Source organism: Paenibacillus glycanilyticus NBRC 16618, assembly GCF_004000805.1.
GTDB classification, from domain to species: Bacteria; Bacillota; Bacilli; order Paenibacillales; family Paenibacillaceae; genus Pristimantibacillus; species Pristimantibacillus glycanilyticus.
In genome coordinates, this window is the sequence record NZ_BILY01000045.1 from 13,812 (window position 1) to 30,151 (window position 16,340).

The 16,340-nt window shown below is 52.9% G+C and carries 12 protein-coding genes; 10 read left to right on the forward strand and 2 right to left on the reverse strand.

Going from position 1 to position 16,340, the window contains the following annotated elements:
• The first annotated feature begins 165 nt into the window (after positions 1-165).
• The 10 genes from secA to argH all read left to right on the forward strand — a co-directional run bounded on the left by secA (position 166) and on the right by argH (position 13,367).
• A complete protein-coding gene (gene secA, locus PGL01S_RS26460; RefSeq protein ID WP_127498005.1) occupies positions 166-2,673 on the forward strand; it encodes a preprotein translocase subunit SecA in 2,508 nt (835 codons plus the stop codon).
• Positions 2,674-2,819: 146 nt separating this feature from the next.
• A protein-coding gene (gene prfB / locus PGL01S_RS26465) for a peptide chain release factor 2 (RefSeq protein ID WP_116393591.1) occupies positions 2,820-3,927 on the forward strand; the annotation gives its coding sequence in 2 pieces (ribosomal slippage) (positions 2,820-2,891 and positions 2,893-3,927; 1,107 coding nt in all).
• A gap of 165 nt (positions 3,928-4,092) precedes the next feature.
• Positions 4,093-4,992 (forward strand): YitT family protein, encoded by a 900-nt coding sequence (locus PGL01S_RS26470; RefSeq protein WP_127498007.1) that lies wholly within the window; start codon positions 4,093-4,095, stop codon positions 4,990-4,992.
• A 177-nt stretch (positions 4,993-5,169) separates the two neighbouring features.
• Positions 5,170-6,219, forward strand: coding sequence for an N-acetyl-gamma-glutamyl-phosphate reductase (gene argC, locus PGL01S_RS26475; RefSeq protein ID WP_116393589.1), 1,050 nt, complete (start codon positions 5,170-5,172; stop codon positions 6,217-6,219).
• Between the two features lie 92 nt (positions 6,220-6,311).
• The gene (argJ, locus tag PGL01S_RS26480) at positions 6,312-7,556 is read left to right on the forward strand and encodes a bifunctional ornithine acetyltransferase/N-acetylglutamate synthase (protein ID WP_127498009.1); all 1,245 of its coding nucleotides are present in this window, start codon (positions 6,312-6,314) and stop codon (positions 7,554-7,556) included.
• Between the two features lie 29 nt (positions 7,557-7,585).
• On the forward strand, positions 7,586-8,374 hold the full coding sequence (gene argB, locus PGL01S_RS26485; protein ID WP_127498011.1) for an acetylglutamate kinase: 789 nt from the start codon (positions 7,586-7,588) through the stop codon (positions 8,372-8,374).
• Between the two features lie 19 nt (positions 8,375-8,393).
• On the forward strand, positions 8,394-9,593 hold the full coding sequence (gene argD, locus PGL01S_RS26490; protein ID WP_127498013.1) for an acetylornithine transaminase: 1,200 nt from the start codon (positions 8,394-8,396) through the stop codon (positions 9,591-9,593).
• A gap of 39 nt (positions 9,594-9,632) precedes the next feature.
• Complete coding sequence (gene argF, locus PGL01S_RS26495) at positions 9,633-10,589, forward strand: ornithine carbamoyltransferase (RefSeq protein ID WP_127498015.1); 957 nt, start codon at positions 9,633-9,635, stop codon at positions 10,587-10,589.
• Between the two features lie 45 nt (positions 10,590-10,634).
• The gene (locus PGL01S_RS26500) at positions 10,635-11,870 is read left to right on the forward strand and encodes an argininosuccinate synthase (RefSeq protein WP_116393584.1); all 1,236 of its coding nucleotides are present in this window, start codon (positions 10,635-10,637) and stop codon (positions 11,868-11,870) included.
• Between the two features lie 81 nt (positions 11,871-11,951).
• Positions 11,952-13,367 carry an argininosuccinate lyase gene (gene argH / locus PGL01S_RS26505; protein WP_127498017.1) on the forward strand — a complete coding sequence of 472 codons (1,416 nt, stop codon included), beginning with the start codon at positions 11,952-11,954 and terminating at the stop codon, positions 13,365-13,367.
• Between the two features lie 310 nt (positions 13,368-13,677).
• On the opposite strand, the gene PGL01S_RS26510 is transcribed toward argH, so the two are convergent.
• The gene (locus PGL01S_RS26510; RefSeq protein ID WP_127498019.1) at positions 13,678-14,349 is read right to left on the reverse strand and encodes a putative endonuclease domain-containing protein; all 672 of its coding nucleotides are present in this window, start codon (positions 14,347-14,349) and stop codon (positions 13,678-13,680) included.
• A 506-nt stretch (positions 14,350-14,855) separates the two neighbouring features.
• Entirely contained in the window at positions 14,856-16,286 is a 1,431-nt protein-coding gene (locus PGL01S_RS26515) for a VanW family protein (protein WP_127498021.1), read from the reverse strand.
• Positions 16,287-16,340: the final 54 nt, after the last annotated feature.

Genomic DNA, 16,340 nt, shown 5'->3' on the forward strand with positions numbered 1-16,340 from the left:
CTTACTTATTAAATTGCCAATCACGGCCTTTTCTCCGACGGGGAAGAGGCCTTTTATATGGATGTATACCTGCTTATTGCTGGAAATGAACGCGATGCGTTGCGGGCGTCACGACAAACTGTTACAATTTAAGGCAAACAGGCGTATTTATGAAAGGGGAAGACCATGCTCGGACTAGTGAAAAAAATATTCGGTGATGCGAACGAGCGCGAGGTCAAGCGTCTCACGCGTACGGTAGAAGAAATTAACGGACTTGAGTCCAAGATATCGCCGCTGTCAGACGATGAGCTGCGTAATAAAACGGAAGAGTTCAAGGGGCGTCTTGAAAAAGGCGAGGATATTGACTCGATTCTGCCGGAAGCTTTCGCGGTTGTGCGCGAAGCATCGAAGCGTACGCTTGGCATGCGCCATTTCGACGTACAGCTGATGGGTGGTATGGTGCTGCACGAAGGCAAGATCGCAGAGATGAGAACCGGTGAAGGTAAAACGCTCGTTGCGACGCTTCCTACTTATCTGAACGCGCTGCAAGGCAAAGGCGTACACGTTATTACGGTCAATGATTACCTTGCATCTCGCGACAGCCAGATCATGGCTGAACTTTATAATTTCCTCGGACTGACTGTCGGCTGTAACCTGCATGGCTTGACGCATGAAGAGAAGCAAGAAGCTTATGCCTGCGATATTACTTACGGAACCAATAATGAGTTCGGCTTTGACTATTTGCGCGATAACATGGTGCTGTACAAAGAGCAAATGGTTCAACGCCCGCTTTATTATGCAATCATAGACGAAGTGGACTCCATCCTGGTCGACGAGGCGCGTACGCCGCTGATCATCTCCGGACAAGCACAAAAATCGACGGAGCTGTATTATGCCGCTGACCGTTTCGTCAGCCGTTTGAAAGAGGAAGAGGATTACACGGTTGATATTAAGCTTCGCAACGTAACGCTGACGGAAGCCGGCGTTGAGAAAGCGGAGAAAGCATTCGGCATCGAGAACTTATTCGATCATGCGAACGTAACGCTGAACCATCACGTGCAACAAGCGCTTAAAGCGCATGTCATCATGAAGCGCGACGTGGATTACGTGGTTAACGAAGACGAAGTCGTCATCGTTGACGAATTCACGGGCCGTCTGATGGCGGGCCGCCGTTACAGCGACGGTCTGCACCAAGCGATCGAAGCGAAGGAGCAGTTGAAGGTTCAGAACGAGAGCATGACGCTTGCGACGATTACGTTCCAGAACTACTTCCGTATGTACCGCAAGCTGTCGGGCATGACCGGTACGGCGAAGACGGAGGAAGAAGAGTTCAAACGGATCTACGGTCTCGAGGTTATTCAAATTCCGACAAACCGCGCTTTGATCCGTAAAGATATGCAGGACGTGGTCTACAAATCCGAGAATGGCAAGTTTAAAGCCGTTGTTGAGGAAATCGTAGAACGTCACAAGAAGAACCAGCCGGTACTCGTGGGTACAATCTCCATCGAGAACTCGGAGCGTCTCTCCGACATGCTGAAAAAGCGCGGCGTGCAGCATAAAGTACTGAACGCGAAGTTCCATGCGGAGGAAGCGGAAATCATCTCCCGCGCGGGTCAAGCGGGCGCGGTTACGATCGCGACAAACATGGCGGGACGCGGTACGGACATTTTGCTCGGCGAAGGCGTTCATGACGTAGGCGGTCTGCACATTATCGGTACGGAGCGCCACGAGAGCCGTCGTATCGACAACCAGCTGCGCGGTCGTGCCGGCCGTCAAGGCGACCCGGGCTCCTCGCAGTTCTATCTCTCCCTTGAGGATGAACTGATGCGCCGCTTTGGCGCGGAGAACATTATGGGAATGATGGACCGTCTGGGTCTGGAAGAAGACCAGCCGATCGAGAGCCGCCTCATTACGCGTGCCGTTGAGTCCGCTCAGAAGCGCGTAGAGGGCAGCAACTTCGATACCCGTAAAGTCGTCTTGCAATATGACGACGTTATGAATCAGCAGCGTGAAGTGATTTACAAGCAGCGCCGTGACGTATTGTACTCGGAGAACATCCGCGAGATCGTTATGGAGATGATCGTACCGGTTATCGAGCATGTGGTTGAAGCCCATACGGAAGGCGATATTCCGGAAGAGTGGGATCTGCAGGAAATCGCGGATTACGCGAACTCGAACCTTCTCCCTGAAGATACCTTCTCGAAGGACGATCTGTGGGGCAAAGAGAAGGAAGACATCATCGAGCTTATCAAGGATAAGGTTGTTGCTTATTACGATGAGCGCGAGGCTGAGCTTGGCGCCGAAACGATGCGCGAATTCGAGAAGGTTGTCGTACTGCGCGCGGTAGACAGCAAATGGATGGATCACATCGATGCGATGGATCAGCTCCGCCAAGGTATCCACCTCCGTGCATACGGCGGTACGGATCCGCTTCGCGAGTATCAGTTCGAAGGCTTCGAGATGTTTAAGGAAATGATCTACAGCATCCAGGAAGAAGTCGCGAAGTACATCATGAAGGCACGCGTGGAGAGCAACCTGGAGCGTCAAGAGGTTGCGCAAGGCCAGACGACGACCAACAGCCCTGCGGAAGCGGAGAAACGCCCTGCGAAGCGCGAAGAGCGTACGGGACGAAACGACCTTTGCCCATGCGGCAGCGGCAAGAAATACAAAATGTGTCATGGCATGGGTAAGTAACACCTGACCTAAGCCATTCGCATAAGGTAACATACACGGTTAACGCGCCGGTCAGCCCATAGCGGGCGAACGGCGCGTTTTATGCGGTCTGCACGGATTTACCGTGGCCTGGCCGCGCATACTTAATTTTGAGGTGAAGCTACGCGATGATAGAAACAAACGTAAAACAGGATTTGCGTGAAGTGGCGAAGCGGCTCCAAGAACTCAGGGGGTCTCTTTGACTTAGATCTGAAGCTGGAGCATATCGCAAACTTTGAAGAGAAAATGACTGCCCCGGATTTCTGGGACGATAATACGAAAGCGCAGGGCATTATCTCGGAGCTGAATGCGATTAAGTCGGTCGTTGAGCATTACGAACGTCTGAATACGGAATGCGAAGATCTACAGACACTGATTGAGCTGGCTGACGAAGAAAGCGATGATTCGCTGGAGGCCGAAGTCATTGGAGGCATTGCTTCCCTGAACGAAAAGGTGAACGGCTTCGAATTGCAGCTGCTGCTGAATCAGCCGTACGACAAGCTGAATGCCATTCTCGAGCTGCATCCGGGTGCGGGCGGTACCGAGTCGCAGGACTGGGGGCAGATGCTGTACCGGATGTACACGCGCTGGGCGGAGAAACGGGGCTTCAAGGTTGAAGTGCTCGATTACCAGGATGGCGATGAAGCGGGCATTAAAAGCGTAACGATTGCGGTCAAAGGCTACAATGCCTACGGCTATTTGAAAGCGGAAAAAGGCGTTCACCGTCTTGTCCGCATCTCGCCGTTCGACTCGTCAGGCCGCAGACATACGTCCTTCGTATCCTGCGACGTGGTACCGGAGATTACGGAGGATATTGAAGTCGAGATCCGTACCGAGGATCTGAAGGTTGATACGTACCGCGCGAGCGGCGCCGGCGGCCAGCACGTCAACAAGACGGAGTCGGCGATCCGGATTACGCATATCCCGACCGGGATTGTCGTAGCCTGCCAGCAGGAGCGTTCGCAGATTCAGAACCGCGAGCGCGCGATGAATATGCTTCGTTCGAAGCTCTACGAGCGCAAGATCGAAGAGCAGCAAAAGCATCTTGCCGAAATTCGCGGCGAGCAGTCGGATATCGCATGGGGCAGCCAGATTCGTTCGTACGTGTTCCATCCGTACAGCATGGTGAAGGATCACCGGACTTCGGTGGAGACAGGCAACGTTGGCGCCGTAATGGACGGCGACCTTGATGCTTTTATCGACGGCTATTTGCGCAGTCAGATTCGTCACGACTAAGGAAACGGCAAGTTTATATGCATAGCTTTGGGGAAGAGCTCCAACACTTATAAAGGTTGGAACTCTTCTTTTTTGTGCGTAATGAGAATGATGTACGTTGGAAAGTCATGCGCTGCATGAATAACATAACAGAGGTTGAACGACAGAGAGGCGGCATGGTAATCCATGGACAGCAAGAATAACGAAGTAAAAATTTCAAAACGCAACCGGCGTCCGGCAGGCAGGAAGGCGACGCCGCTTGATGTCGTCTGGAGCTTTTTGCAGGTCATTATCGGTTCGTTTATAGTAGCGCTCAGCTTTAATCTTTTCCTTGCACCGAATGGAATCGCTTCCGGCGGTGTGTCGGGCATATCGATCCTTGTGCATAAAACGCTTGGCATCACGCCGGCCTATACCCAATGGGCGCTTAATATTCCGCTCTTCCTTGCGGGGCTGCTCCTGCTCGGCAAACGTTTTGCGCTCAAAACCTTGCTTGGCACCATCGTGCTTCCTTTATTTGTGCTGCTTACGGCAGACTGGTCGCCTCCTACCGATAATATGCTGCTTGCGGCAATCTATGGCGGCATTGGCGTAGGGATCGGGCTTGGTATCGTATTTCGCGGGCGGGCTTCGACCGGAGGGCTTGATCTGGCTGCTCAGATCCTGCACCGTTATACCGGTATTCCGCTTGGGCTTGCGGTAGCTTGCTTTGACGGATGCGTGATCGCGGCGTCGGGCATATTTATTTCTCCGGAGGCGGCTTTGTATGCCTTGATCGGACTATTCGTTACCAGCAAGACGATTGATATTATTCAAAGCGGCATACCGCTGTCGAAGGTTGCTTTTATTATAAGCGATCATGCGGATCTTCTTGTCAATGCGATCCTGCATGACCTGGACCGCGGAGTGACGAGGCTGGACGCGCATGGCGGCTACACGAACGAGAAGCGTCAGGTGCTGATGGCCGTTGTCGGGCAGATGGAAGTAGCCAAGCTGAAGCAGCTGGTAAGAGCGGTGGATCCGGGCGCTTTCGTCATTATAAGCAACACGGCGGAGGTTGTGGGACAGGGGTTCAAATCGGAATAAATTGTACGGAAAATGACATCTTTTTTACATTGTATTAATATGAATACGACTGTATAATAATACGAAACAACGTAATATTTCCATGTGAACCTGATTCATGTACAATATAGATTTAGATGATCTACGTAAGTTGAATCCATGCTTCGGGTTCAACTTCTTTTAAGGGAGAGAACGTGTATGAGCGAGAAATTGAAGGTTGCGATCGTCGGCTCTACCGGTTATGGCGGTATTGAGCTTATTCGTTTGTTGGCTAGCCACCCGTTGGTGGAGATTACGTCGGTTATTTCCTCGTCCAGCGCGGGAATGCCGATTGCAGAATGGTTCCCTCATTTGACGGACATTCAGACGGCTTTGCTTGATGACGTGGATCCGCAAGGGATTAAAGCGAAGGCTGACGTCGTCTTTACGGCAACGCCGGCCGGAGTTGCGGCTAAGCTTGCTCCGCAGCTGCTGGATGCCGGCCTGAAGGTCATTGACCTGTCCGGCGACTTCCGTCTGCAGGATACGGCTTTATACGAGAAATGGTATAAAAAAACACCGGCGGATGAGCAATACCTGAAGCAAGCTCTCTATGCTCTCCCTGAGATTAACGGTGACAAAGCGCAAGGCGCTTCGTTTATTTCGAACCCGGGCTGTTTCGTAACGTCAGCGCTGCTTGGTCTTGTCCCTGCCGTGAAGGCAGGATGGATTGATCCTGCGACGATTATTATCGACTCGAAATCGGGCGTATCCGGCGCAGGCCGCGGTGCAAGCCTCGGTACGCATTACTCCGAGCTGAACGAGAACTTCAAAGCCTACAAAGTAAATCAGCATCAGCATGTTCCTGAAATCGAGATGGTGCTGTCTGAAGCAGCGGGCCGGGAGGTTGTGACCACGTTCACGCCGCATCTGGTGCCGATGACAAGAGGGATCCTGTCGACCATGTACGCTACGGTGAAGGGCGAGCATAACGCCGCTGATTTTATTGAACTCTATAAGCAATTCTATGAAGGCCGCCAATTCGTTCGCATCCGCAAGGAAGGCGTACTGCCGCAGACGAAGGAAGTATGGGGCTCCAACTATTGCGATATCGCTTTTAACTACGATGAGAGAACGGGCCGCATTACGATTATTTCGGTCATTGATAACCTTGTGAAAGGCGCTTCGGGACAAGCGATTCAGAACCTCAACCTGATGATGGGCTGGGATGAAGGCCTTGGCCTGCAGTTCGTGCCGGTATATCCGTGATCTTGAACATATGGCGTTAAGAATTTTCTTTATACTTATAAAGTTTTAAATTGAGCAATTATTCGTACAAGGTGAAGGAGAAACGAGGAGAAATGGGACAGGTGCAACAAGCTAAAGCGCTGTATTCGGTCGTCTCGGACGGATCGATTACGACTCCTAAAGGATTCAGAGCCGGTGGTCTCCACTGCGGCCTGAAGAAGACAACCCGCCATGATCTTGGCGCAATCGTATGCGAGGTGCCGGCGGCATCCGCCGGCGTCTACACTACAAACGTGTTCCAGGCAGCGCCAATCAAGGTGACGCGGGAGAGCATTGAATCGGATGGCTTCCTGCGCGCCGTTATCGTGAACAGCGGCAATGCCAACGCGGTAACGGGCAAGCAAGGCGAAGACGATGCTTACGAGATGCGTTCGCGTTTTGCCGAGTCTATTGGCGTGTCCGCAGATCAGGTTGCGGTCGCTTCGACGGGCGTGATCGGCGAGAACCTGAAGATGGATAAGGTGCGTGCGGGGATCGACGCGCTTCCGGCCAAGCTGGAGGCGGACCGCGATGCGGCGGACGGCTTCTGTCAAGCAATCCTGACCACCGACCTTGTGCAAAAAATGGTATGCGTCTCGGTTGAGATCGACGGCCAGACGGTACATATTGCCGGCGCGGCCAAAGGCTCCGGCATGATTCATCCGAACATGGCCACTATGCTAGGCTTTGTGACTACGGATGCGGCAATCGGCAGCGAAGCGCTTCAAACCTTGCTTCGCGAGGCGACAAACTATACGTTTAATATGATTACGGTTGACGGCGATACAAGCACGAACGATATGCTGGTGGCTATGGCAAGCGGCCTTGCCGGCAACAGCGAGCTGACGCCGGAGCATGAAGGCTGGGCAGCTTTCTCGGCTGGCCTTCGTTATGTATGCGAAGTGCTGGCAAAAGCAATCGCCCGCGACGGCGAAGGCGCGACAAAGCTGGTTGAAGTGCAAGTGCACGGAGCAGTGAATGACGAAGCGGCTACGGCGATTGCGAAGACGGTTATCGGCTCTTCCCTGGTGAAGTCCGCGGTATTTGGCGCTGACGCGAACTGGGGCCGGATTATCGCGGCGGTAGGCCGCGCAGGCAAGCCGGTAAATCCGGATACGGTAGACGTTCGAATCGGCGATATCGTGACGCTGGAAGGCTCCCGTCCGGTTGCTTTCGACGAAGATGCGGCACTGGAATATTTGAAGGGCGATACGGTTGTAATCCGCGTCGACCTGCATATGGATAACGGCACGGCAACGGCTTGGGGCTGTGACCTGACGTACGATTATGTCCGCATTAACGCGGCATACCGTACGTAACGCTAGGGCAGAGGAGAACGGATTAACTTATGGCACAACGTTTTGTAATGAAATGCGGTGGCAGCACGCTGGCTGCGCTTCCCGATTCCTTTTTCGGCGAGCTGCGCGAGCTGCAAGAGTCCGGCGTTCATCCGGTTATCGTCCATGGCGGCGGTCCGGCGATCTCCGAGACGCTGACGAAGCTTGGCATTGAGACGGAATTCGTAAACGGCCTGCGCAAAACCAATGATGCTGTGCTCGACGTGGTCGAGATGGTGCTTGCGGGCCGAATCAATAAAGAAATCGTCCGTAAAATCCAGACAAACGGCGCGAAGGCGCTTGGTCTCTCCGGTGTAGACGGTTTGCTGATCCAGGCAAAGCCGGTGGCTAACAGCGCGGAAATCGGTTTTGTCGGGGATGTAACGGATGTGAATGCGGAAGTGATTGAAGGCGTTATGGCTATGGGCTATATGCCGGTTATCGCTCCGATTGGGATTGATGCAGGCGGTCAGCGCTACAACATCAATGCGGATACGGCAGCAGGGGCTGTTGCTTCCCATCTTGGCGTTCCGCAAATGATCGTAGTAACGGACGTTCCGGGCATCATGCGTACGGTAGATGGTGAGAAGAAGGTATTGCCTTCCGTCACCGTAGCCGAGATCGAAGAGATGATTGCAAGCGGAGAGATTTACGGCGGCATGATTCCGAAGGTACGCGCGGCGGTGCAGTGCATTCAAGGACGCGTTCGCGAGGTTGTTATTGTCAGCGGCGAAGAGCCGGGTGTTCTTAGCCGGGCCGTGCGCGAAGGCGGCGTAGGTACAAGAATCGTACAGGAGTAGAGAAAGGCGGTTAAAGTCGATGAGCGAGACGAAAGTAGCGGCAGCGCCCGAGCAATCCTTGCTGCCAACGTATGCGAGATATCCAATCGCGCTTGTGAAGGGCGAAGGAAGCTGGCTGTGGGATGATAAGGGCAACAAATACCTCGATTTCATGAGCGGTATTGCCGTAACCAACCTTGGCCATGCGCCTCAAAAAGTAAAAGAAGCTCTGATCAAGCAGTTGGATGAGCTGTGGCATGTGTCCAACCTGTTCCGCATTCCGAATCAGGAAGAGGCAGCGCATCTGATCACTTCGAACAGCAGCGGCGATGCCGTCTTCTTCTGTAACTCCGGTGCGGAAGCGAATGAAGCAGCGATCAAGCTGGCTCGCCGTTACCAGCAGAAAGTGCTGAACAACGGAAGATACGAAATTATTACGTTTGAATCCTCCTTCCACGGCCGTACGCTGGCAACTCTGACGGCAACGGGACAAGAGAAGGTGAAGGAAGGCTTTGCGCCTTTGCCGGAAGGGTTCAAATATATCCCTTATAACGATATCGAAGCTTTAAAAGCGGCGATCTCCGATAAAACAGCGGCAGTTATGCTCGAATTGATCCAAGCGGAAGGCGGTATCTTCCCGGCGGATCAGGCATTTGTCGATGATCTGGTGAAGCTGTGCGAAGAGAACGGAATTCTGGTCATCATCGACGAGATCCAGACCGGTATGGGCCGTACGGGCAAATTGTTCGCATATGAGCATTACAGCATCGAGCCGGATATTTTCACGCTGGCAAAAGGTCTCGGAAGCGGGTTCCCGGTAGGCGCGGCGGTTGCGAAGGAGAAGCTTCGCGAAGCTTTTGGCCCGGGCAGCCACGGCTCTACCTTTGGCGGTACGCCAATCGCGACGGCAGCGGTGAAAGCAACGGTTGAGACGATTGTAGGCGAGAACCTGCCGCAGCGCGCGGCTGAGATGGGCGCTTATCTGATGGATGAGCTGAAGAAGGCGCTCGCGGGCAATTCGTTCGTGAAGGAAGTTCGCGGCCAAGGTCTGATCGTTGGAATCGAATGCGTGGAGCCGGTTGGCTCCGTTTTGACGGCGGCGCAAGAGCAAGGGCTGCTCGTCATCTCCGCAGGACCAAACGTGGTGCGTCTTCTGCCTAACCTTCTGGTGACGAAGGAAGAGATCGACCAGGCTGTGGCAACACTAAAGCAATTGCTTGCTAACGCGGTTAAAGCCTAAGGCTTGAAATATAAATAGAGGATTCAGGAGGGTTACACAATGGTAGATACAGTAAAGGAAGATTTGGCGGCAAGCCTAAAAGGCCGGGATTTCCTTATGCTTCTGGATTACACGACGGAAGAAATCCGGTACCTGATCGATCTTGCGATTGATCTGAAGAAGAAGCAAAAGGCCGGCGAGGTTTATCAACCGCTGAAGGGCAAGACGCTCGGCATGATTTTCGAAAAATCGTCCACCCGTACCCGCGTATCGTTCGAGGTTGGCATTTACCAGCTGGGCGGCCAAGGGCTGTTCCTGAGCGGCAACGACCTGCAGATCGGCCGCGGCGAGCCGATTCTGGATACGGCGCAAGTGTTGTCCCGTTACCTGGACGGCATCATGATCCGTACGTTCGCTCACCGCAACGTGGTGGAGCTGGCGCGCGGAGCAACAATTCCGGTTATTAACGGACTTACGGATCTGTCCCATCCATGCCAGGCGCTGGCGGATTACCAGACGATCCTCGAGCACAAAGGACGTCTTGATGGGCTGAAGCTGGCTTACATCGGCGATGGCAACAATGTTGTTCACTCCTTGATGATGGGCGCTGCGAAGCTGGGCGTTGATATTTCCATCGCGACGCCTGAAGGCTACGAGCCGGATGCGGATCTTCTGAAGCAATCGATCGACAACGCGCAGGAAACCGGCGCTCGCATTCACCTGTGCCGCGATCCGAAGGAAGCGATTGCCGATGCGGACGTGGTATACTCGGACGTTTGGGCAAGCATGGGTCAAGAGTCGGAGCAGAAGGAGCGCGAGCTTGCTTTTGCCAACTTCCAAGTGAACGAAGCGTTGGCGAAATACGCGAAAAAGGATTACCTGTTCATGCACTGCCTGCCTGCACACCGCGGCGAAGAAGTCAGCGAGGGCGTTATCGACGGACCGAACTCGATTATTTTCGACCAGGCGGAAAACCGTCTGCACGCGCAAAAAGCGATTATGGCAGCAATCATGTAGCATTGAAATAGCTTTTAATAACTCAAAGGGGTGCTAGGAGAAATTATGGCGAAGGAAAAAATTGTACTGGCCTATTCCGGCGGTTTGGATACGTCCATCATTTTGAAATGGTTGAAAGAAACTTATGATGCTGAGATCATTGCTTTTACGGCTGACATCGGTCAAAAAGAAGAGCTCGACGGCCTTGAGGCAAAAGCTCTGGCAACCGGCGCCTCGAAGGTATACATCGATGACCTGCGCGCTGAGTTTGCAAGCGACTTTATTTTCCCGATGTTCCAAGCGGCAGCGCTGTACGAAGGCCAATACCTGCTTGGCACATCCATTGCCCGTCCTCTGATCGCGAAGCGTATGGTTGAGATCGCACGCGCGGAAGGCGCTACGATGATCGCGCATGGCGCAACAGGCAAAGGCAATGACCAAGTGCGTTTCGAGCTTGGCGTAGCCGCTCTTGCACCGGACATCAAAGTAGTCGCGCCTTGGCGTGAAGAGCGCTTCCGGGAAGAGTTCCCTGGCCGCGCGGAAATGATCGCTTTTGCCGAGAAGCATGGCATTCCGGTAACGGCATCGGCTTCCAAGCCTTACTCGACGGACCGCAACCTGCTGCACATCAGCTTTGAGTCCGGCATGCTCGAGGATCCTTGGTTCGATCCAAGCGCAGAGTCCAACGAAGAGATGTACGTGCTGAGCGTTTCCCCGGAGAGAGCTCCGGATCAAGCGGAATACGTAGAGCTTACTTTTGAAGCAGGCAACTGTATCGCGATCAACGGCGAACAGCTGAGCCCGCTGCAAGTGATGGATAAATTGAACGAACTGGGCGGCAAGCATGGCGTAGGCCGCGTGGACATGGTGGAGAACCGCTTCGTTGGCATGAAGAGCCGCGGCGTGTATGAGACACCGGGCGGTACAATCCTGTTCACGGCACACCGCAAAATGGAATCCCTGACCATGGACCGCGAGGTGATGAACCTTCGCGACTCCCTGATCTCGAAATACGCGCAGCTCGTGTACAATGGCTTCTGGTTCGCGCCTGAGCGTCTTGCGCTTCAAACGCTTGTAACCGAGTCGCAAAAGAACGTAACGGGCGTTGTCCGCCTGAAGCTGTACAAAGGCAATGTAATCGGCGCCGGCGTGAAGAGCCCGGTGAGCTTGTACAATCCGGATATCGCGACAATGGAAGCCGATCCATCCCAAGCGTACGACCAAGGCGACGCTACGGGCTTTATCCGCTTGAACGCTCTTCGTCTGAAAGTATCGTCCGGCGTAGAACAAAGCAAGAAATAATATAAACCGAATATTCATCTAGGCCGTTATGTGCGATGCATCTAGCGGCCTTTATGGCAATTTCGGGAGGGAGTGTACCAAGTGAGCAAATTGTGGGGCGGACGGTTTACGAAAAAGACCGACCAATTGGTAGAGGAATATACAGCATCCATTATGTTCGATAAAGAGCTTGCCGAAGAGGATATCCAAGGCAGCCTGGCGCATGTCACGATGCTGGGCAAGCAAGGCATTTTGCCTGCGGACGACGTAGAGGCGATCAAGGACGGCCTGCACCGCGTGCTGCAGCGCATCAAACGCAATGATATCGAATTCTCCATTTCCGATGAAGACATTCATATGAATATCGAAAAAACGCTGATCGACGATGTTGGTCCGGTAGGCGGCAAGCTTCACACCGGCCGCAGCCGTAACGACCAAGTAGCAACGGACATGCACTTGTACCTGCGCAAACGCGTCGTTGAGTTCGTGGACATGCTGCATAAGCTGCAATCCGCGCTGATCGAGCAGGCAAAAGCAAACATCGATACCATCGTGCCGGGCTACACGCATTTGCAGCGCGCGCAGCCGATTCTGTTCGCTCATCATCTGATGGCTTACGTTTCGATGTTTGGCCGCGACCTGGAGCGTCTGCAGGACAGCTACAAGCGCATCAACATGCTGCCGCTGGGCGCCGGCGCTTTGGCGGGAACAACGTTCCCGATCGATCGCCATTTCGTCGCCAGCCAGCTGAAGTTCGACCGCGTATACGAGAACAGCCTGGATGCGGTAAGCGACCGCGACTTCATCCTTGAGTTCCTGTCCCACGCTTCTATCATTATGATGCACCTGTCGCGTCTGAGCGAAGAGCTGATCCTGTGGTCAAGCACGGAATTCCGCTTCGTTGAGCTGGATGACGCATTCTGCACGGGCAGCAGCATTATGCCGCAGAAGAAAAACCCGGACGTGCCGGAGCTTGTTCGCGGTAAAACGGGCCGCGTTTACGGCAACCTTGTTGGCCTCCTGACAGTGCTGAAATCGCTGCCGCTTGCTTACAACAAGGATATGCAGGAAGACAAGGAAGGCATGTTTGATACAGTGAAAACGATGCAAGGCGCGCTTCAACTGTTCGCTCCGATGATCGCTACCATGAAAGTGAACAAAGAGCAGATGCGCCAAGCCGTTAACCAGGACTTCTCGAACGCAACGGACATCGCCGACTTCCTCGTTGGCAAAGGCTTGCCGTTCCGTCAAGCGCATGAGGTTATCGGCAAGACGGTATTGTACTGCATCGAGCAGAACAAATACCTGCTTGACCTGACTCTGGAAGAGTTCAAGCAATTCTCGCAGCTGTTCGACGAGCGCATCTACAACGTGCTTCAGCCGGAGCAAGTCGTTAACGCACGTAACGTCTACGGCGGCACGGCAAAAGTACAGGTCGAGGCGGCAATCGCCCGCGCCGAGCAAGTGCTGGAGCAAACAGCGGCTTGGGTAACCGAATACGCCGAGAAAAGCCGTTAATTCGCAATAAAGTTAGCAAAAAGCTCCTGGCCCCGCCATCCTGGCAGGGTAAGGGGCTTTTTTAGTTCCCGCCAAGTGCCCGCACCCTCATGAGGTGGCTACATTGGATTTACTCCAGTAAAAATGACCGATAAGGAATAGAGGGACACGCTACGTTGGATTGGCTACAGTAAATTTCGTCTGAATGGACTCGAATCGTCCAATTCAACAGATTTTACTGTATAGAATCCAACGTAGCTCAAATTTTAAGCTAAAATACCGTATTTCGCTGTACAAAATCCAACGTAGTAACTTTTACTCATTACTCCTTCTACAACAAAGACAATAGTGCTCTCTCGGTTAGTTCATAACGCCTGATTTGTGTTCCTTGCTTGATTGGCTTAAGCAACCCTTTGCTAGAGAGTGCCTGCAGCTTATTTCGAGCCGTCCGAAAATCAACCTGCAGATAGTCGGTAATATCTTTAGGACGAATTGGCCTGCTTAGCTGAAAGGCATATCGCAACATTTCTTTTTCGAGTAATAGAACCGGATCTGGAGAAGAAGCGCTATGTATGAGACGTGGATTAATAATACCTTGGAGCAGCATTCTGCATATCTCAGGCCGATTCTGAACATCATCAAAGGAAAAATGGATCATGGTCCAGCCCATTCCCTTTAAGAACGTATCCCGATTCAACGAATAACTGAACTTCTCCCGGTCCATATCTTTGACATGGCTTTGAAAACCGTCGCATTCAATGCCAAATTTGCCGTAAGGCGGCAGAAAGGCAAAGTCCAAGAATTGCGACTTGCGATTCCAATCGTACACCTCATATTCGGGATGCAAGTGCTCAAAGCTGCCGAACAACGGCCACCATATGTTTTGCAGAACCAGCTTCTCCGCAAAGTTATGTCCACGCGCCAAGCGTCCCTTTCTTTCGCCACCTCTCAATTCCAAATGCCTTGCGAGAAACTGTTGGTGCGCTTCTTCAAATTCAATCATCCTATTCCCTCCTTAAAACATAAAAAAACGCCCTCAGCCAAAAGGCTAAGGACGTTCTTCGTCTGCCAATAGATTACCATATTTTTGCCAATGTGAACAGACACCTCTCTATGAGAGCACTTACGTTGGATTCACTCCAATAAAATTAGCAGAAAACGTTGGTGGGACACTGCTACGTTGGATTCTCTACAGTAAAAGTAGTCTGAATGAGCCTAATTCGCCCCAAAAAAGCACATTTTACTGTATTCAGTCCAACGTAGCGTAAATCCCAAACGAAATCGCCTCTATATACTGTAGGAATTCCAACGTAGCCCGTAAGGGGCCTATGTCATGGGCCAAGTCAAAGCCAAGACTAGCCTATGATAAAGAAAGTGCAGATGCAAACGCTAGGGAAGACTAACATCAGGACAAGAGTCAGTGCCAGTCTAGTGCCAAGAAAGACAGTCAGGCAAAGGCCTGCTAAAGACCGAAAGTAAAGCACGGCCTTCTGGTCCTGCCCAACCTTATCAAATCCCATCCTCAACCACGCCGCCGGAGCTTTGAGAGCCGGACGAACCGCCGGCGCCTGCGGCGACGTGAACAACGATTGGCTGTGCTCTGTACGTGTCATGCGAGATTTTCTCGCGGGAGACCTGTTTGCCGTCCTTGTACATCGTGCGGTAAGTATCCACGACATAGCCGATGGAGCCTTTCTGAACGGTCACGCTTTGACCGGCGCCAAGCGATTTATCCGTTACCTTTTGTACGACAGGCTGCACAGTCTTGACGATGCTCGAGTCAATGTCGTAGCGGATATCCTCCGGCATCGTGCCGAACAGCTTCACCGTCAGCTTGCGGTTCTCCACAACCGTACGGATGATCAATTGCTTGCCGGTCGAGTTGCGGAAGCGGAAGTCAATGGAACCGGACGCGAAGGTCGCATCCTGGCCTTTCGGCAAATAAGCGACCGGAAGGGAGTGATTGCGCCGTTCAACGATATCAATCCCCGCCGTGCGGATAATCGCATTGTACAGCGTGCTGGATACTTGGCAGATCCCGCCTCCGATACCCGGTACAAGCTTGCCGTTAGAAATAACGGGCGCTTCCTTATAGCCGAATTCTTTTTCGGTCTTGGCTACAACATCTCCGTAGGAGAATACTTCGCCGGGTTCAAGCACCCAGTCGTTTAACGCCTTGGCTGTGGAGGTTACGTTATAGGCCCGGCCTTCGGCGCTTGTCGCAAAGTCCGTCGTGAACTCCATGATTTTACGGTCGATGCCCTCATCCTTCAGCTTCTCAAGCGTGATCTCCGGATGAACCGTCTTTACGCCAAGCTGAACGGTCAACGCCTGCTCCGGCTGTCCGCCGAGCTGACTGTCGGGCACGGTGATCCATGAAGCGACCTTTTCCTCGAGTGGAGCAACGTCGATCCGGTAAGCGTCGGTATGGGCGGTATAGACGACCTCATCGTTGTCCGTTATTTTACGCGTGGCATTTACGGGCTTATTGGAGTCAATCCAGTCGAATTCCGAGCGGACAAGCTTGTCGAAGACGGCCGGATCATAGCTTTGCTTCAGCTCAAAGGAAGTAGGGAAATGATAGCGGAATTTCGAGCGGGTCCATACATTTCCGGCGCGAAGCTTTTTGAGCTCCTCCTTCACCCCGACAAATTCGGCGTTATAGCCAATCTCTGCCGCCTTCCACGTTTGACTGCCTTCCGCTTTGGCTTCGGCATTTCCCTCGACGGTAACCGTACGGCTCTCCAGCTGCTGTTCGTATTGGTCCAGCTTTTTCAGAGCATCGTCAATGGACAGCCCCCCGATATCTACCCCTCCGGCCGTAACCTTCTCGGGTACGGTATCCTGCCCGGAATAATAGGATAGGGCGCCGTAGCCGACGGATGCGACCAAGAGCAGCGCAAACACGATAATGACCCACAAGTGCAGCTTTTTCCACATGATAAGACCACCCTTTCCGTTCAAAAATGGCAATGTTTCATGTATATGCAGGAG